The organism is Kitasatospora sp. NPDC036993 (assembly GCF_055607525.1).
Window position 1 is genome coordinate 256765 of sequence record NZ_JBVJRP010000003.1, and the last position, 17003, is coordinate 273767.

At 71.3% G+C, this 17003-nt stretch carries 16 protein-coding genes and 1 pseudogene; 11 read left to right on the forward strand and 6 right to left on the reverse strand.

Annotated features, from left to right (window positions below):
- Nucleotides 1–74: 74 nt before the first annotated feature.
- Nucleotides 75–983 (reverse strand): LysR family transcriptional regulator, encoded by a 909-nt coding sequence (locus ACZ7C5_RS07325; RefSeq protein WP_470322318.1) that lies wholly within the window; start codon nt 981–983, stop codon nt 75–77.
- A gap of 126 nt (nt 984–1109) precedes the next feature.
- Here ACZ7C5_RS07325 and ACZ7C5_RS07330 point away from each other — a divergent pair, with 126 nt between their 5' ends.
- Complete coding sequence (locus tag ACZ7C5_RS07330; protein WP_470322197.1) at nt 1110–2156, forward strand: YncE family protein; 1047 nt, start codon at nt 1110–1112, stop codon at nt 2154–2156.
- 126 nt (nt 2157–2282) lie between these two features.
- Here ACZ7C5_RS07330 and ACZ7C5_RS07335 read toward each other — a convergent pair whose 3' ends face one another.
- The 3 genes from ACZ7C5_RS07335 to ACZ7C5_RS07345 all read right to left on the reverse strand — a co-directional run bounded on the left by ACZ7C5_RS07335 (nt 2283) and on the right by ACZ7C5_RS07345 (nt 4380).
- The gene (locus tag ACZ7C5_RS07335; protein WP_470322198.1) at nt 2283–2672 is read right to left on the reverse strand and encodes a cupredoxin domain-containing protein; all 390 of its coding nucleotides are present in this window, start codon (nt 2670–2672) and stop codon (nt 2283–2285) included.
- Nucleotides 2673–2767: 95 nt separating this feature from the next.
- A complete protein-coding gene (locus ACZ7C5_RS07340) occupies nt 2768–3577 on the reverse strand; it encodes a ferritin-like domain-containing protein (RefSeq protein WP_401092416.1) in 810 nt (269 codons plus the stop codon).
- A complete protein-coding gene (locus tag ACZ7C5_RS07345) occupies nt 3574–4380 on the reverse strand; it encodes a ferritin-like domain-containing protein (protein ID WP_401092415.1) in 807 nt (268 codons plus the stop codon). The genes ACZ7C5_RS07340 and ACZ7C5_RS07345 overlap by 4 nt, the downstream gene beginning before the upstream one ends.
- Before the next feature lie 515 nt (nt 4381–4895).
- On the opposite strand from ACZ7C5_RS07345, the gene sigK reads away from it, so the two are divergent.
- The 4 genes from sigK (at nt 4896) to ACZ7C5_RS07365 (ending at nt 7986) form a co-directional block, all read left to right on the forward strand.
- Nucleotides 4896–5480: an ECF RNA polymerase sigma factor SigK gene (gene sigK, locus ACZ7C5_RS07350; RefSeq protein WP_470322199.1), complete on the forward strand. Its 585-nt coding sequence runs from the start codon at nt 4896–4898 to the stop codon at nt 5478–5480.
- Nucleotides 5477–6220, forward strand: a complete 744-nt coding sequence (locus ACZ7C5_RS07355; RefSeq protein WP_470322200.1) for an anti-sigma factor — start codon at nt 5477–5479, stop codon at nt 6218–6220. The genes sigK and ACZ7C5_RS07355 overlap by 4 nt, the downstream gene beginning before the upstream one ends.
- A 368-nt stretch (nt 6221–6588) precedes the next feature.
- Nucleotides 6589–6879, forward strand: a complete 291-nt coding sequence (locus ACZ7C5_RS07360) for an SDR family NAD(P)-dependent oxidoreductase (protein ID WP_470322325.1) — start codon at nt 6589–6591, stop codon at nt 6877–6879.
- Between the two features lie 807 nt (nt 6880–7686).
- The gene (locus ACZ7C5_RS07365; protein ID WP_401092412.1) at nt 7687–7986 is read left to right on the forward strand and encodes a MerR family transcriptional regulator; all 300 of its coding nucleotides are present in this window, start codon (nt 7687–7689) and stop codon (nt 7984–7986) included.
- A gap of 137 nt (nt 7987–8123) precedes the next feature.
- On the opposite strand, the pseudogene ACZ7C5_RS07370 reads toward ACZ7C5_RS07365, so the two are convergent.
- Nucleotides 8124–8357, reverse strand: a pseudogene (locus ACZ7C5_RS07370) (transposase); the annotation flags it as partial.
- Between the two features lie 451 nt (nt 8358–8808).
- Here ACZ7C5_RS07370 and ACZ7C5_RS07375 point away from each other — a divergent pair.
- The 4 genes from ACZ7C5_RS07375 to ACZ7C5_RS07390 all read left to right on the forward strand — a co-directional run bounded on the left by ACZ7C5_RS07375 (nt 8809) and on the right by ACZ7C5_RS07390 (nt 13510).
- Nucleotides 8809–9411, forward strand: a complete 603-nt coding sequence (locus ACZ7C5_RS07375; RefSeq protein WP_401092411.1) for a PadR family transcriptional regulator — start codon at nt 8809–8811, stop codon at nt 9409–9411.
- A complete protein-coding gene (locus tag ACZ7C5_RS07380) occupies nt 9408–11171 on the forward strand; it encodes a sulfatase (protein WP_401092410.1) in 1764 nt (587 codons plus the stop codon). Before ACZ7C5_RS07375 ends, ACZ7C5_RS07380 begins: the two co-directional genes overlap by 4 nt.
- Nucleotides 11172–11283: 112 nt before the next feature.
- A complete protein-coding gene (locus ACZ7C5_RS07385) occupies nt 11284–12627 on the forward strand; it encodes an MFS transporter (RefSeq protein ID WP_401092409.1) in 1344 nt (447 codons plus the stop codon).
- Nucleotides 12628–12709: 82 nt separating this feature from the next.
- On the forward strand, nt 12710–13510 hold the full coding sequence (locus ACZ7C5_RS07390; RefSeq protein ID WP_470322201.1) for an SGNH/GDSL hydrolase family protein: 801 nt from the start codon (nt 12710–12712) through the stop codon (nt 13508–13510).
- Between the two features lie 1176 nt (nt 13511–14686).
- On the opposite strand, the gene ACZ7C5_RS07395 is transcribed toward ACZ7C5_RS07390, so the two are convergent.
- Nucleotides 14687–15145 carry an SPDY domain-containing protein gene (locus tag ACZ7C5_RS07395; protein WP_401092407.1) on the reverse strand — a complete coding sequence of 153 codons (459 nt, stop codon included), beginning with the start codon at nt 15143–15145 and terminating at the stop codon, nt 14687–14689.
- A 445-nt stretch (nt 15146–15590) separates the two neighbouring features.
- Between ACZ7C5_RS07395 and ACZ7C5_RS07400 the strand changes: the two genes are divergently transcribed.
- Both ACZ7C5_RS07400 and ACZ7C5_RS07405 read left to right on the forward strand, forming a co-directional pair.
- A complete protein-coding gene (locus ACZ7C5_RS07400; RefSeq protein WP_401092406.1) occupies nt 15591–16115 on the forward strand; it encodes a P-loop nucleotide/nucleoside kinase family protein in 525 nt (174 codons plus the stop codon).
- Nucleotides 16116–16535: 420 nt separating this feature from the next.
- Nucleotides 16536–16937, forward strand: a complete 402-nt coding sequence (locus ACZ7C5_RS07405; protein WP_401092405.1) for a YccF domain-containing protein — start codon at nt 16536–16538, stop codon at nt 16935–16937.
- Nucleotides 16938–17003 lie beyond the last annotated feature (66 nt).

Consider the following 17003-nt stretch of genomic DNA (forward strand, 5'->3'; position numbering starts at 1 on the left):
CCCCACGTACCCCGGCAGGGTATCCCGACCCTATGCCACGGACCGAGCCGGGGCGCCGCGTTCACCCTCCCCCCTCATGCCGGGTGGCGCGGGTCCGCGCCCAGCACCGCGGCCGCCACGTGCTCCCGGAACCAGCGGTGCCCCGGATCCGCCGAGTTGCGCGGATGCCAGGCCATCCCCAACTCCAGCGGGGCGAGTTCGAGCGGGATCGGAAAGGTGCGCAGGCCCAGCGCGGCGACGGTGTCCGGCAGCCAGTCCTCGGGGACCAGCGTGATCAGGTCGCTGTCCCTGGCCAGCAGCATGGCGCCGGTGTGGCTGGGCACGATGACCGCCACCCGGCGCCGGAGCCCGAGTCCGGCGAGCCCGGCGTCGATCGGGCCGAGCCGTTTGCCGCGCCGGGAGACGCCGATGTGGTCGACGGCGGCGAACCGGCGGGCGGTGATCCGGCGGCCGTCGAACAGCGGATGGCCGGCTCTGGCGAGGCCGACCAGCGGAACGCGGAGGAGCTGCCGGGTGCGGACCTCCGGGTCCAGGCCGCCGAGCACGCCCAGTTCGACATCCACCAGCCCCTGCCGCAGCGCCGGCCCGTCCTCCAGCGCCTCCGGCAGGAAGACCACGTCCACCCGCGGGGCCTGCGCCCGGACCCGCTCGGCGAGCGCGGCAGCCGTCCGCACCAGCATCAGCTCCCCGGCCTGCACCGTGAAGGTGCGGTCGAGGCGCACCGGGTCGAACCCGGCGCCGGGGCGCAGCACGCTGTCGCAGCCGCGCAGCAACGCGCTGACCTCCTCCCGCAGTTCGAGCGCCCGCGGGGTCGGGACGAGGCCCTGCCCGGCGCGCACCAGCAGCGGGTCCTCGACGGCGCGGCGCAGCCGGGCGAGCATCCGGCTGACCGCCGCGGGCGAGGTGCCGAGCCGCTCGGCCGCGCGGGTCACACTGCTCTCCTGGAGCAGGGCGTCCAGTGCCCGCAGCAGGTTGAGGTCCAGCATCCGCACGCCCCCGGTCTCGGTCTTTGCGTTCAGCGCAACTATCCGATGCCGATCCTTGCATTGTTCCCGCCCCCACCGCCGACGAAGGTGGAGACGAACACGCAACCTCCCTGAGGAGTCCTCATGTCACAGCTCTCCCGCACCGCCCGCGCCGGCGACGTGCTCGCCGTCGTCAGCCAGAGCGGCCCGACCGTCTCGTTCTTCGACGCCGCCACCGACCGGCACCTGGACACCCTCCAAGTCATCGCCGAGCCGCACGAGTTGTGCTTCGACCCGACCCAGCGGCTGCTCTGGTGCAGCAGCGCCTACCACTCGGGCTACTACCACGCCAACAGTGGCCGCCGCACCGAGCTGACCGTCATCGACGCCGACACCCGCCGGATCGTCGAGGTGATCGACCTCGCCCCCGAACACGGCCCGCACGGGCTGGCGTTGGACACCGCCCGGGGCCGGCTGTACGTCAGCGTGGAGGGCGGCGAGGACCGCCCCGGCGGCGTCGTGGTCATCGACACCGCGACCCGCCGCCCGCTCGGCCGGATCGACACCGACGCCCCCGGCCCGCACTGGTTCGCCGTCTCCCCGGACGGCCGGACCGGCTTCGCCACCAACAAGGAGGCGCCCTTCGTCTCGGTCGTGGACCTCGAACGGGGGACGCTGACCGCCAAGGTGGAGGTCCCCGGCAGCGAGGGCCTGGCCGTCTCCTCCGACGGCACCCGGGTCTACGCCGCCGGCCCGTACCTCTCCACCTCCACCGCCCCCGCCGCGGCCCCGGGCATCCGCGTCATCGACGTCCCGACCGCGACCGTCACGGCCGTCCTCCCGACGGACTCCCCGGCCCTGCCGGTCCACCTCACCTCGACCGGCCGGCTCCTGGCCGGCGAAGTCCGGTCGACCCCCGCCTCCGGCTCCGCCCTGGGCCGTCAACTCCCGGGCCGTCTCACCGTGTTCGCCGCCGACGACCACCGCCGCCTCGGCTCCGTCGAGGTGGGCCTCTTCCCGCTCACCATCACCTCCTCCCCGGACGGCGGCCTCGCCTACGTCGCCGGCGTGATCTCCTCCACCGTCGACGTCATCGACCTGGCCACCCTCACCCCGGTCTCCCGCCTCACCATCCCCAAGCTCGCCGACCCGGGCGCCCACGGCCTCGCCTACCTCCCCCGCCCGGCCTGACGACCGCCCGTCAGCCCTGCCGGGCGACGCCCACCGGGGACGGCGCCGAGCAGGGCCCGGGGGCGGCTCGGGCCGCCTGGGCCGGACACGCTGGTCTCCGTACGCGGGTGGGCGCTTCGTTGCCGGTCAGCTGACGGTGAGGGTGGCGTGCATGTACTGGTGGATGGCACAGATGTACGGGTAGCCGCCGGCCTTCGCCGGGGCGGCGAAGACGGCCGATGCTCCGCCGCTGACGGCCTTGGTGTCGAAGGACCCATCGTCGGCGGTGACGGTGTGGGCGGTGGAGTCCTCGTTCACCACGGTGATGCTCTGCCCCGGGGGAACGGTGAGCGTGGCCGGCTGGAACCGGAAGTCCTTGATGGTGATCCGGGCCCCGGAGGGGGCCGGGCCGGAGGAGCCGGCCGGGGCGTGGGATCCGGCGGGGGCGTGGGATCCGGCGGGGCTCGACGAGCAGGCGCCGAGCGCAAGGGCCAGCAGGGCCGCGCTCAGGGCGGCGCGCAGGCGTACGGCGGTCACGGGTGCACTTCCGTTCCGGGGTGGGGGGGAAGGTGCGTGCCCGGGCGCGGGGGTGTCGACGTCTCGCGCCCGGGCGCGCACCGCTCTGGATCTGCTCAGACGGTGAGCAGGGTGGGACTGGCCGCCTTGTCGACGGGCAGGAAGTCGTCGGGGACGGGGTACTGGCCGAGGACGTAGTTGAGGATGGCGGCGTGCATGGCCTCGACGGGGGCGATGGTGGCGGCGGTGGCGATGCCGGCGGGGCTGGTGACGTTGTAGGTCGCGAAGAGGTAGGTCTGGGCCGCCTGGTCCTCCAGCTGGAGGGCGAGCTTGGCGACGTCGCCCACGCTGGCGGCCTTGCCCAGGGCCTCGGTGGTGGCGGCCTGGTTGGTCAGCGGCACGTTGGTGATCGCGGGCTTGCCCGCCCCGGTGAGGACCGCGTTCCAGGCCTTGGCGTGGTCGGCGTGCTGAGCCATGGCGGTGGTGACGAAGGTGGCGACCGCCGGGGGGACGGTGCCGAGCTTGCCGGCCTTGGCGGCGTCGAGGGCTGCCTGGTAGGCGCCGACGGCCTGGTTCTCCAGCGCGACGGCCAGGGCCACCACCTTCAGGTCCCCGGTGTACTGGCCCGACACCGAACCGGACGGCGGCGCCGAGGAACTGCCGGAAGTGGGCGGCGCACCCGTGGGCTTGCTGCTGGAGCAGGCCGCCAGGGTGAGCGCGAGCGCGGCGCCGCCGGCCCCGAGCAGGAAGCGGCGCCGCCCGGCGTCGCGCGGCTCGTCGCCCCGGCGGGCGCGGATCTCCTCGCCCAGGTCCAGCGCGCCGGTGCGCATGGCGGGCAGCGTCGCCCGGTGGGCCTCGTCCATCTCCGCCGTGAGACGGGCGAGTTGGCCTTCGCTGATCTGGAGCTCCCAGTCGTGCGCGGTCACTTGACGGCTCCTTCGGTGATCGGCGAGGCACTGTCGGTCTTGTAGAAGGCGTCGGGGAAGCCGACGCTGCCGGCCGCCGCCGGGAGCTTGGCCGGGTCGACCGGGATGGTGACCAGGTCGGCGGCGTTGCCGGCGAGCAGCGCCTGCACGGCCAGCAGGGTGGCGCGGTGCTGGGCCTCGACCGGGGCGACGGACGCGAAGAGCTTGCGCAGGTCCGCGCTGCTCACCTGGCTCACGTTCCTGGCGTAGGTCTGCGCCGCCACGTCCTCCAGGGTGATGGCGAGCTTCACCACGTCGGCCGGGCCCTTGATGCTCGGCAGCGCCTGGTCGACGACGGCCTTGTACGTCGGGTCCGGGTCGTTCTGGGCCTTGCCGCCGGCGGCGGTCGCGGCGGCGTTGAACGCCTTGGCGTGCGCCTGGTGCTGGGCGGTGGTCTTGGCGATGAACGCGGCCACCGTCTTGTTGCCGTCCTTGATGAACGGCAGTCCGACAGCGGTCCGGTAGACGGCCACGGCGAGGTTCTCGATCGACGCGGCGGTCTGCAGCGCCATGATGTCGTCGGCCATCGAGCCGGACGGCGAGGGGCTGTCGGCGAGGGCGCGGGTGCCGCCGAGGAGCGCGGCCGTCCCGACGGCTCCGGCGACCAGCCCGCCACGCTGCCACCAGCGGCGCCGGACGGGTCCGACCGCCTGCCCGAAGTCGGTCAGCGCGCCGTGCGTGATCCGCAGCGCGTCGCTGTTCAGGTCCTGCGACTGCTCGGTGAGTTCTTCGAGCAGCCGGGTGTCGATGTGCTCTGAAGGCATCATGCTCCCGTCTCAGGCCGGAGCCCGCCGGTTCACGGGCTCGTACGTCATCCCTTCGGCGCTGCCCGCTGGCCGGCTTGCCCGGAGGGCCGGGAAACCCGGTGATTCACCTGCCCGAGTGGTGGCGGCGCATCGAATTGACTCGAAGTCACCGCCCGCTGCCCCCGGGCGACGGGGCGACTGCCGGCCGGAGCCCGCTGCCGCCCGTACGCGCGGTCCGCGCCGGTCGGGCCGGGAGCCGGGGGCCGGGGCGGGCACGGCGGCCCGGCACCGGCCGCGGGCCGGGAGACGGCGACGCGGAGGGCTCCGCCTGCCGCCGCGTGCGACGGCGGCGGCGGCGAAACTGGTGACAGCCCGGGCCAATCCGGTGGCATGCCGGTCCCGAAGGACCACATGAGTAGTCCTGTTCACCGGCCGGTGCCTTCTTTCCCCGGCCGCGTCGTGGGGAGGCCCGTGATGCCCGCCATCCGTCCGTGGGGCTCGCCGCCCGCCCGTCGTCCCCGAGGAGTGGTCGGATGAGCACCGTCGTCCACCTGTCCGGTCCCGGACGACCGGGCCCGGACCTCAAGGAGCTCCTCGCCAGGGTCGCCCGCGGCGACCAGGACGCCTTCTCCCGGCTGTACGACTGCGTGGCCGCCCCGGTACTGGGCCTGGCACGCCGGGTGCTGCGGGACCCGGCGCAGTCCGAGGAGGTCGCCCAGGAGGTGCTGCTGGAGGTCTGGCGCACCGCCGCCCGCTACCGCGCCGAGCGCGGCGAGGTGATGCCGTGGGTGCTCACCATCGCCCACCGGCGCGCGGTGGACCGGGTCCGCTCGGCGCAGGCCGCCGCCGACCGCGACCAGCGCGCCGCGGCCGCCTCCCGCACCCCCGAGTTCGACGAGGTCGCCGAGCAGGTCGAAGCCAGACTCGAACGCGACCAGGTGCGGCGCTGCATGAGGACGCTCACCGACCTCCAGCGCGAGGCGTTGACGCTGGCGTACTACCGCGGCTACACCTACCCCCAGGTCGCCGAAGTCCTCGGCGCCCCGCTGGGCACCGTCAAGACCCGCATGCGCGACGGACTGATCCGCCTGCGCGACTGCCTGGGGGTAGCCGCATGAGCACCGCCGACCCGCACACCCTGACCGGCGCCTACGCCGCCCACGCCCTCGACCCCGACGAGAGCGCCGACTTCGAACTCCACCTGACCCACTGCCCGGCCTGCTCCCAGGAAGTCGCCGAGTTCGCCGCCACCCTCGCCCGGCTCGGCGCCGCCCAGGCCGTCCTCCCCCCGCCGGCCCTCAAGACCCGTGTCCTGGCCGCGCTGCCGACGCTGCGCCAGGAGGCCCCGCGCGTCGTTCCCGCTCCGGGACGCCGGCGCGGCCGCCTCGCCGGGGGCTGGCCGAAGCTCGCCCTCGCCGCCTGCCTGGCACTCGCCGTGGGCACCGGTGCCGTGGCCGTGCGACAGCACCAGCAAGCCGGGCAGGCCCGCGCCCGAGCCGCCGCTCTCCAGCACCAGCAGGACCGCTTCGCCGCCCTGCTCACCGCGCCCGACGCCCGGACCGCCACCGGTCGTGCCGCCGGCGGGAGCGGCGTGGGCACGGCGGTGTGGTCGAACAGCCGCGGCCAGGCCGGCTTCCTGGCCTCCGGCATGCCCGCCCCGGCCGAGGGCGGCACGTACCAGCTGTGGTTCGACGACTCGGGGACGATGCGCCCGGCCGGGCTGCTGCCCACGGGCGACGGCGTCCTCCTGCTGACCGGGCCGCTGGACGGGGCACGGGGCATCGGCGTCACCGTCGAACCGGCGGGCGGCTCCGCGCACCCCACCACGCCGCCGGTCATGCTCCTGCCCTTCACCTGACCGGGCGAGCCGGATGTGACCTGGTGCCGGCGGGACGGTGGCGTGCGCGTCGCTGGGCGTGGGATCCGGGGCGGCACATGCGGTGGTCATCTTTCATGACTTGGAAAAAATCTGACGGACAATCGGTGCCTTCGATTCGCATAGGCGGAAGCAGGTCGGGGCTAGGTATCGGCACCCGTTCGACCTGGGCGAGCGCAAGGTCCAGCTCGACCCAGATGCCTTGCTCCACCCACTCGTTAAAGTACTTCGAGGCGGCTCATCGAGCCGTACTCCTCACGAAGTTTCGGCCAGGAGACGCCGGTGCGGGCCTTGGCGAAGATCCTCTTCCGCCCCTGACCCGCGCCGCCCGCACCATGGAGGCCACCACCATGGCACACCCCGCCCGCAACCGCCCCGACAGGGACCGGCCCAGGCCCGGCAAACCCGCGTCCCGCACGATCGCCCGGACCGCACTGGTCACCGGCGCCTCCCGCGGACTCGGCCTGCTCATCGCCGGAGAACTCGCGCGCCGCGGCTGCCGGGTGACGCTCTGCGCCCCGCGAGGAGGACCTCCGCCAAGCCATGGAGACCATGCTGTTCGCTGGAGCAACCGCTGGATGGCCGCCCTCAACGCCTTCGACATCACCTTCGACGGGCGCCTGTCAGCCGGACGGGCGTAGGCCAACCGGCCCACGCCCGACAGCAAGATCAACACCTAGTCCAACCGGGTGTCGTACACCTAGATCGTGATAGTCCGGTGCCGGCGGGCCCGCCGGCACCGACAGGCCGCCGCCTCCGAAATAACCGTCGACTGCCGAACGGGGAAACCTGTAGTGGCGAGAGTAGATATTCCTCAGCAAGGCATGTAGTGTTCCTGGTGTTGGAAGAAGAGGACAGCAGGACGGGCAGACACGAACTGCCCGGTTGGTAGCGCAGTTGGCAGTACCAGCAGTAACGCAGGAGGCGTGCAGGCCGTCAGTACGCGGGATCCGGTCAAGGCAGAAGGATTCCCGACGGAAGACGGGTGACCTGTCAGGCGTTACGGGCCCGGTTACGCGTGGGGCCCGGGGCGGTGGCGGTCGCACACGCGTTAGACGCAGTACCGGCAGCACCCCAGCAGTTCGCAGTGCCGCAGTACGCACGATGCACATCAGAGGAGAAGGGAAGGGTTCACCCCGTCGGATCGCCCGCCACGGCATGCACTCCCGCCGGGCGGTCACCGCAGTACCCATCGTCATGGAACGTCATGGAAGAGGTGGTCCTCGGTCACGCATACGCGATCCCCGCATCCTGCCCATCCCCCGGGCAGCGCGGACACCACAGGCCGGCGAAACAGCCGGCAGCAGTAGTGCAGTAGATGGTGCAGTGAATCCACATATCCCTGGGCCCCGGCGCACAACAGCGCCGGGGCCCTCGACCCGTTTCCCGAGAAAGAAGGTGCTGGTGGAACAGGCCACCCTCACCCCGGACCCAACACGGCGGACCACATGAGCGCAGAGACCAAATTCGACGACGACGACTACCCCGCCTACACCATGGGCCGAGCCGCGGAAATCCTGGGCACCACACCGAGCTTCCTCCGCAGCCTCGACGAGGCCAAACTCATCACCCCCCAGCGCTCAGCCGGCGGCCACCGCCGCTACTCCCGCTACCAACTGCGCATCGCCGCCCGCGCCCGCGAAATCGTCGACCAGGGAACCCCCCTCGACGCCGCCTGCCGCATCATCATCCTCGAAGACCAACTCGAAGAAGCCCTGCGCATCAACTCCGAACTCCGCCGCGACTGAGCGAGCAGTCCCCAGCCCCTCACCGCTGGACCGGGCCCCGAGCACCGAGGGGCAGCGACCCACGTAGACAGCGTGGCCGGCAGCGACCAGTCGGCGGCGGTCCCGAAGCCGTCGCCCTGGTCGCGAGTTGCGGCGGACAGGTGGACGATGCAGGTCTGGACGACGGTCCGGGGCCAGACCTGCGCGACGGCGTCGGGCAGGCCGGTCAGGCCGGTCAGGCCGTCGCAGATGAGGATGAGGCAGTCCTTGACCCCGCGGTTCCTGATCTCGGTGAGGACGGACTGCCAGTACTTGGCGCCCTCGCTGCCGCCGCTGGTCCACAGGCCCAGGATGTCGCGGTAACCGTCGGTAGCGACGCCCAGGACCACGTGGACGGGCGGTGGTGTGGATCTGCTCGGCGAAGCCGGGCTGTCGCACTTCGGAAGGGAAGGCATTCGGTGGCCAGGAGCGTCTTGAGCTGGGCGCCGGCCGTGGCGACGTGGGCGATCCGGTAGTCGCCGATGGTGATGGAGCGGTCGGCGACCGGCCAGCCGGTGTAGTGGCCTCCGAAGCGGTGTCCTGACCGCGAACCGGCGAAGGGATGGGTCCGCGGAGCCCGCGGTGCTCATCCACGGTATGGCGACACCCCCGTTCCGTACGCCGGCAGCACCCGGTTCGCCGGCGGCCGGCCGGTCAAGGTCCACTCGTGCGTGGGGAACCAACCCGGATGTGCCTGTGTGAACTGCGGTGAACGCCCTGATAAGTCACCGCCGGATGCGTTGACGCTCCCGGGCGCCAGAAGGAAACTCTGCACATAAGTGAGTCCGCACATAGGGGGCCGGGGTGCAGTTCGAGTATGTCCTGCTGGCTTTGCTCGCCGGCCGCCCGCTCAGCGGGTACGACCTGCGCAAGTGGGTTGAGACGGAGGGCCAGTTCCTTCGGTCGCGGGCCCATCACAGCCAGATCTACCGCCTGTTGGGGCGGATGGTCCGGGACGGCTGGGTGGTGTACGAGGTCGACCCTCGGGAGGGCCGGCCCGACGCGAAGGTGTACCGGCTGACGCCGGTGGGCCGCGAGGCGCTCCTGGAGTGGGTGCACTCGCCGTACGAGCCGCCCAGCCGGTTCCAGGACGCCGACTTCTACGCACGGTTCGTCTTCGCCGCCGGTCTGGACCGGGCGGCGGCCATCCGGTTGCTCCGTACCGAACTGGACTACCGGCGCGAGCAGATCGCGCGTAGCCGGCCTCGGGACCGCACCATGCGTTTCGAGGACCCGCTGCCGGAGCTGGACCAGGAGTTGGTGCGCGAGGTCGCCGAGGAGCTGCACCAGTACGGGGCGCGGGCGGTGGACTCATGGATCGTCTGGCTGGAGCGCATGCTCCGGCGCCTTGAACGCTGGCAGCCGGGGCCGCAGGCCACGCCGGCTGGAGAGGAGAACGCCCGATGAAGGCCATCATGGTGATGTTCGACAGCCTCAACCGGCACATGCTGCCGCCGTACGGAGGCGACTGGACCCATGCCCCCAACTTCGCCCGCCTGGCCGAGCGGTCGGTGACGTTCGACAACGCCTACGCGGGCTCGATGCCCTGCATGCCGGCCCGTCGCGAGATCCACACCGGCCGGTACAACTTCCTGCACCGCAGCTGGGGCCCGCTGGAGCCGTTCGACGACTCCATGCCCGAACTGCTCAAGCAGAACGGCGTGTACACCCACCTGGTCAGCGACCACCCGCACTACTGGGAGGACGGCGGCGCCACCTACCACGGCCGCTACAACACCTGGGAGTTCTTCCGCGGCCAGGAGGGCGACCCCTGGAAGGGCCACGTAGCCGACCCCGAGATCCCCGAGGACCTGAAGCGGCTGCGCGGCGATGCCTACCGGCAGGACTGGGTGAACCGGCGCTACCTGGCGACGGAGGACGTGCACCCGCAGACGCTGACCTTCGACGCCGGCTTGGAGTTCGTACGGACGAACCAGGACTCGGACAACTGGTTCGTCCAGATCGAGACCTTCGACCCGCACGAGCCGTTCTTCAGCCACCAGCGTTACAAGGACCTCTACCCGCACGACTACGACGGCCCGCACTTCGACTGGCCCGACTACAAGCGCGTGGCCGAGACCTCCGGCCAGGTCGAGCACGCCCGGATGGAGTATGCGGCGCTGCTGTCGATGTGCGACCACTCCCTCGGGCGAGTCCTTGACCTGATGGACGAACAGAACCTCTGGGACGACACGCTGTTGATCGTCAACACCGACCACGGCCTCTTGCTGGGCGAGAAGGGCTGGTGGGGCAAGGTCGTCCAGCCCTGGTACAACGAGCTGGTCCACCTGCCGCTGTTCGTCTGGGACCCCCGGGCGGGTACGGCCGGCGAGCGGCGGGCGGCGCTGGTGCAGACGACCGACCTCGCGCCGACACTGCTGGAGTACTTCGGCATCGACCTCCCGGCCGACATGCAGGGCAGGCCGCTGCCCGTCGCCGACGACACCCCCGTGCGTGCGGCGGCCCTGTTCGGCATGCACGGCGGGCACGTCAACGTCACAGACGGCCGCCACGTCTACATGCGCGCCCCCGCCACGCCCACCAACGCCCCGCTCCAGGAGCACACCCTGATGCCCACACACATGCGGGGCCGGTTCACCCCGGCCGAGCTGGCGGACCTGGAACTCGCCGAACCGTTCACCTTCACCAAGGGCGTGCGCACACTGCGCATCAACGGGCGCACCTTCATCAACCCCTACCAGCACGGGACGCTGCTCTTCGACCTGGACGCCGACCCTCAGCAGCGCACCCCGATCCTCGACGAGGAGGCCGAACTGCGCATGGCCACCCACCTGGTGGACCTGATGCGGGCGAACGAAGCCCCGCCGAGCCAATTCGAGCGGCTCGGCCTGCCGGCCGAAGGCCCGGTCACCGAGCACCACCTCCTGGCCCGTGCCCAGCATCAGCAGGCCCACACGGCCGCGCAGCCGCTGCCCCTGCCGCAGGACTTCCCCGACAGCCGGCTCTCCCTGCGGACCCCGCTGATGACCCTGCTCGCGGACCCCGTCGCCGTCGAGGTGCTGCGCACCCACCTGCCCGGCATCGTCGACTCGGAGTTCCTGCAGTTCCTCGGCCCCACACCGCTGATCGATGTCGCCGCGCTCGCCGGCGCACTGCTGGACATCTCCGCGCTGCACGTCGTCGCGCACGAACTCTCAACGCTCTGACCGACGCGGTACGACAGAAACCGGTGACGGGGCTGCCACCCCGTCACCGGTGAGCACTCACCCCAGCCCCGCACAGTCCTCGCGAAGAACGATGCACAGAACGGGATGGCGCATGCCCAACCTTATCGACGACACCCCTCGTGGCGCCCAGCAAGCCGAACCGCCCCCGGTCCGCGGCCGCTGGAGACAGCTGTCCATCCTCGGCGGCGCCATGCTGGTCGACGGCACCGAGGCCGGTCTGGTCACCGGACTGTTCCCGGTGATCAGACAGTCACTGGGCCTGTCCCTGGGCGCCCTCGGCATCCTGGGCGCGGCGGGCAAGCTCATCGGCGTGGCCGCCGCACCGCTGTGGGTGTGGGCGGCCCGGCGCTGGTCCCGCAAGGCGGTCCTGGTCCTGACCACCGGCCTGTGGGGGGTCTGGGGAGTGGCCGCCGGGTTCTCCCAGGACTTCACCCAGCTGCTGGTGTTCCTCACCGTCCTGGCCGCCGGCTACGCCTCCGCCCCGCCTCTCGTCTCCGAGATCATCGGTGACCTGTTCGCCGCCCAGTCGCGCGGCCGCGCCGTGGGAATCCTCTACGGGGCGCTCGCCCTGGCGAGTTCGGTGCTCGGTCCGCTGATCGGCCAGCTGGCCGGGATTCCGGATGGCTGGCGCTGGGGCTTGTGGGGCGTCGGTCTCGTCAACATCCTCTTCGGCCTGGTACTGCTGGCGGGCTTCCGCGACCCCGGTCACGGTGCTTCCGAACACCAGCTCGCCGACCTCGACCGGACTGCTCGCGAGACACCGACCACGGTCGGCCTCGCCGGGGTCCGAGCGCTGCTGCGCATCCCCAGCTTCGTGATCCTGCTCGTCTCCCGGCTGCTCTCGGGCCACCTCCTCCTCGGCTCGTTCGCCGTCGTCTACCTGGTGGATGTGTTCGGCTTCACCACCCAGCGGGCCTCCGTCGTGCTGATGCCGCTCGGCATCGGCTACCTGCTCGGCACCCTGCTGGGCGGCTTCCTCGCCGACTGGGCGGGCCGCCGCAGCCCGGGCCACGGACTGCCCGCCGTCCTCCAGGCCGCCCAGATCGCCTTCGCCGCGTTCGCCTTCCTCGGCACCCAGGTCCACTACGGCGGCCTCGGCGTCTACGCCCTGCTCTTCGGGCTCATGGGCATGGCCCAGGGCGTCAACCCCGGGGTCAACCGGCCGATGGTCATGGCCGTCACCCCACCGGAACTACGGGCCACCGCCTTCACGATCTACCTGTCCATCTTCGAGGCCGTCGCCTGGGCCATCTTCAGCCTGGGAGCCGGCTTCCTCGGCCAGCACCTCGGGCTGCGCCCGGTGTTCCTGACGGTCCTCGTCTTCCTGATGCTCGCCAACGCCGCTTTCCTGACGCTCCTCCACCTGCCCTACGCGAAGGACGTGGAGCGGGTACAGCGGCAACTCGACCGTCGGCGCGAAGCAGCCCTGACCTGACCGACCACGATCCCGGCGCCGCCGTCGGCAGGCCGCCGACCGTCCGCCCCGCAGGACGCCACCGAAGCGAAGGAAGCCCAGCATGCGCCGAGCCAGGACCGCCGTTCTCTCGACCGCACTCCTCGCCCTCACGACAACCGCACTCGCCACCGACACCGCGCACGCCACCGCCACCGCCACCGCCACCGACTACGTCGCTCTCGGCGACTCGTACTCCGCGGGCGGCGGGTCAGCCACCATCTACCTCAACGGCTGCAACCAGAGCACCAACGCCTACCCGTACCTCTACGCCCAGGCCACCTCGCCGACCGCGTTCAGCTTCCAGGCTTGCGGCGGCGCCACCACCACCGACGTCCTCGACGACCAGCTCACCCCGCTCAGTACCAGTACCACCCTGGTCAGCATGACCATCGGCGGCAACGACGTCGGCCTGGCCGGTGTGTTCGGCTCCTGCCTGCTCGGCAGCGACTCCGCCTGCCTGGACGCCATCTCGTCCGCCGGGACCACCGCGAACACCCAGCTGCCCGCCAAACTCGACACCGTCTACAGCGCCATCCGTTCGCGGGCCGCGAACGCCCGCGTCGTCATCCTCGGCTACCCGCGGTTCTACGATCTCGCCGCCTCGTTCTGCCCCGGGATGAGTGCCACCAAGCGGGCCGCGCTCAACAAGGGTGCCGACGTGCTGAACAGCGTCATCCGGACCGAAGCCGCCAAGTACCCGGGCTTCGTCTTCGAGGATGTCGCGGACCGCTTCACGGGCCACCAACTGTGCGACTCCACTGCCTGGATGCACGCACTCAACTGGCCGATCGGACAGTCCTTCCACCCCACCGCCGCCGGCCAGGCCGGCGCCTACCTCCCGGCTCTGCAAGCCGGCGCCTGACACGGCACCACCGTCTGCCGGCTCCGTCCCGGACGTGCGGAGCCGGCATTCCGACCTCGCGGGAGAGCGGCCGGCGTGGCAGCTGCGCCGACCCTCACGGCCACCTCGTGACCGTCCCGTGGCCTGCCGGGTACCGACGACACGGCTGCCCGCCACAGGACGGCCGACGGCGGACGCGGCGAGGGGTTTCTCGCAGGGGACTTCTTCGCGGCGACCGTCGCAGGACTGATGCCTCCCGGGGAGTATCAGAAGGACCTGATAGTCCCGCCTCCCGGACCGCCCCGCACGGGTTCGTGCGGGGCGGTGCACCTCCGCCCCTTCCGAGCGTGCTCGACGCCCCACGCGGGACGCGTGTGCCACCCAGACCTGGAGCCCTTCTCGATCCTGGGCACTTGATCGAATACCGAGGGAGCGATCGCATTTCCCAGATGATTCCCGTCCGTGACGTCGACCGGCATTTCAAGCGCTGAACTCCCGTTCAGTCACATCGCCCTGACGGGCGGAATCTGGCCGTCCCGCCGGCATCCGATGCCATCCTGGCAGCGGAATCGAAATCGCGCGGAGAACTTCCCTCTCGGCATTCGCGTATCCCTGCCACGACGCTCGGCGGGAACCCGAGCGCGAGGCCGGGCCATTGACCCGCTCCGAAGTGGTGCCCGTGCAAGGGCTTCATCGGTGGGCATGCATGATGGGACGCGGCGCGGGGCACCGGTGGTGCGCTTTGCCGGGAGCCCCGACGCAGCGGAAATCGTGGTCGTGCTCGCCCTGATTAGCGGGACATGGGCGCAGGTCCTCCGTGGTGCGCCCCCGCGCCACCACCCGTGATCCCCTGTGGAACGCACCCGCTCTGCGGATCGCTGCGGCATCTCACGTCCCGGGCAGGCCGCCCACACTCACCGAGTCGTTGCCACGGAGCCGACGGCCCCGCACACCGAACTGTCCCTTCGCGGCTCTGGGATCTCGCCGACCAAGGCCCGCGCGGTTTCCCCGAGTTCGGCCAGCAGGACGTCGAAGCGGTCCATCGACGGATCATGCAAGCAATCTCCGGCGACCGTCAGCCGGTGACCCGGGCTCCGGTCCGCGAGAGCGATCACTTGAGCGACCGCGTCATCCGGCATCGTCCCGCTACCACGAAGGCAAAACTCCAGGAGATCTCTCCTCTCGGCATCCAGCGGATCAGCCCGGTGGTGGCGTCGGGCGAGCGGAATCGCATTTCCGAGGGGTGCTGACGTCCAGCCAGTCGGACTCGCGCATCTGGGTCACCAGGGTCGCGCAGGTGCTGTCCCTGCCCCAGAGCGCTTCGTCCTTCGCGGCGAAGCTGCTGTAGGACAGGGCGTGGGAGAAGGCGGCGGCGAAGGCGAGGGCGATCTCGTGCGGGGTCTCCAGGTCGAAGGCCGCGTGCCAGGCGCGCTCGCCCACTGCGGACTCGTATCCGGCCACCATCCAGCGGGAGTTGCGGTCCCCCGGCTCGCGGTCGAGCCGGATCCGGCCGGTGAGGCAGTCGCTGACGGCGACGCTGGTGTCGCCGTCGTCGCAGGAGTACCGGGACCAGCCCTGGTGCTCGGTGAGGAAGGCCTCGAACGCCGCGTTGGCGGTGTCCGGGTGGCCAGGCCCGGCGAGGTAGCCGGGGCTCACCACGACGTGCTAAAGCGAAGAGCGTGTCGAGATCCTCACCGGGGCCGGCGAGGTAACCCGGGAAGACCGCCATCGGCATGTCGTGGGACGGGTTGGTGTGCGTCATCGGGTGGTGGCTCCATCGGGTGCTGGGGCGGCCCCGGGGTGGTCCGGGGCCGCCGGGCCGGGGTTCGGCCGGGGGTGCTCGAGGCACTAAGGGTCCTCGGGTGGCTACGCCGGTGCCGGGTCGGTTGCCTCGGCGGTGCGCTTGGCCTCCGCGAGGCGTTCCTCAACTGGTGCAGCGGGGTTTCGAGTATGGGGAGAGTTCCTTCGGCCAGGTTCTGTCCGGCGGACCGCGTGACGCGTCACGTCGGGCCGTTGTTCGGGACGTGGGCGGGGCGATCTGACCAGGATCGCGCGGATAAAGCAGTGGTCGCCTGCCCGGCCTCCCTGCCACCATCTCGGTGTGACCACGTTGTTCCTGACCGTCGGCCTGCCAGGGGCCGGGAAGACCACGAAGGCTCGGCAACTCGCCGAGGAGCACGGCGCGCTGCGCCTGACCCCCGACGACTGGATGATTCCCCTGTTCGGCGAGTCGGAGGCGGGCGGCAAGCGCGACGTATTGGAGGGGCGCATGCTCTGGCTCGCCCTGGAGGCGGTCAGGCTGGGCACCAACGTCGTGCTGGACTACGGCTGTTGGTCACGGGACGAGCGGTCCGCGATCCGCTGGCTCGTGGAGGCGGAGGGCGCGTGCTGCCACATGGTCTACCTGCCGGTGGACGATGAGATCCAACGCGCCCGGATCGCCCATCGCTGGGCGACCACCCCAGAGCAGACGTTCCCGATGACCGAGGCCGACATCCTGGACGGGCGGGCGCACTTCGAGGAGCCCGACGTGGCAGAGCTGGCAGGTCGCGGAGTCGCCAGCCCGCCCCCCGGCTGGGCGGGCTGGCGGGAGTGGGCCGCCGACCGGTGGCCGTCGTTCGCGTGACCGTTTCGGCCGATATCGGCGCGAAGTAGGGGATCGACGGCCCTGGGCCCCCTGTTTTCGTCACAGACCGTAGCTACTGTCCACGTCTGCCATTACTTTCAGTGCACTTCGGGCCATCGCGCGGCGCCCCGCCCGCGGCCCACCGGGCAAGAACGCCATCTACGGCGTGCATCGCCGCCCGCGCCGAGAGCCGCCCGCGCCGAGAACTACCCCTCCTCCCGACCTAACCTGCACGGATTCCCCGGGCAGCAAGCCCTCGTCAGCGGTCCCGGACGTCAGGCCGCCTTCCACCTGGACCTCTTGTTCGCCGACTCATCCCGACCGATCCCTGAGGATCGCCCCCTAAGGGGAATAGACGCGTTCGCCGACGGGCATGGCAGATCGTAGTGCAACGCCATCCGTCGTGAGAAGGTACCGATCATGAGTTTCCTGAAGTTCGCCCTCAATGTTATCTGGCTGCTTTTCTGCGGAATTTGGATGGCTCTCGCCTATGTGCTCGCCGGAATCATCTGCTGCCTACTCGTGATTACCATCCCATTTGGCATTGCTTCATTTCGGATCGCTGGCTTCATCCTGTGGCCGTTCGGGCGCACCACGGTGGAGCGGCCCGACGCCGGGGCGGCGTCCTGCGTGGGCAACGTCATCTGGCTGGTGTTCGCGGGCTGGTGGCTGGCGCTCGGGCACCTGATCACCAGCATCCCGCTGTTCCTGTCGATCATCGGGATCCCCTTCGGCTGGGCGAACCTCAAGATGATCCCGGTCTCGCTGATGCCGCTCGGCCGCGAGATCGTCCCCACGGACGCGGAGTGGGGCGCGCGGTAGCCGCCACCCACCCGTCGACGGCCGGCGCAGGGCAGCAGCCCGCGCCGGCCGCCGGCGTTCCCGGGG

Bases quoted from the DNA above. Each gene is read 5' to 3' on its own strand.
- ACZ7C5_RS07330 (WP_470322197.1), top strand. From the start codon at position 1,110: ATGTCACAGCTCTCCCGCACCGCCCGCGCCGGCGACGTGCTCGCCGTC.
- ACZ7C5_RS07345 (WP_401092415.1), bottom strand. From the start codon at position 4,380: ATGCCTTCAGAGCACATCGACACCCGGCTGCTCGAAGAACTCACCGAG.
- sigK (WP_470322199.1), top strand. From the start codon at position 4,896: ATGAGCACCGTCGTCCACCTGTCCGGTCCCGGACGACCGGGCCCGGAC.
- ACZ7C5_RS07355 (WP_470322200.1), top strand. From the start codon at position 5,477: ATGAGCACCGCCGACCCGCACACCCTGACCGGCGCCTACGCCGCCCAC.
- ACZ7C5_RS07360 (WP_470322325.1), top strand. From the start codon at position 6,589: ATGGCACACCCCGCCCGCAACCGCCCCGACAGGGACCGGCCCAGGCCC.
- ACZ7C5_RS07365 (WP_401092412.1), top strand. From the start codon at position 7,687: ATGAGCGCAGAGACCAAATTCGACGACGACGACTACCCCGCCTACACC.
- ACZ7C5_RS07380 (WP_401092410.1), top strand. From the start codon at position 9,408: ATGAAGGCCATCATGGTGATGTTCGACAGCCTCAACCGGCACATGCTG.
- ACZ7C5_RS07385 (WP_401092409.1), top strand. From the start codon at position 11,284: ATGCCCAACCTTATCGACGACACCCCTCGTGGCGCCCAGCAAGCCGAA.
- ACZ7C5_RS07390 (WP_470322201.1), top strand. From the start codon at position 12,710: ATGCGCCGAGCCAGGACCGCCGTTCTCTCGACCGCACTCCTCGCCCTC.
- ACZ7C5_RS07405 (WP_401092405.1), top strand. From the start codon at position 16,536: ATGAGTTTCCTGAAGTTCGCCCTCAATGTTATCTGGCTGCTTTTCTGC.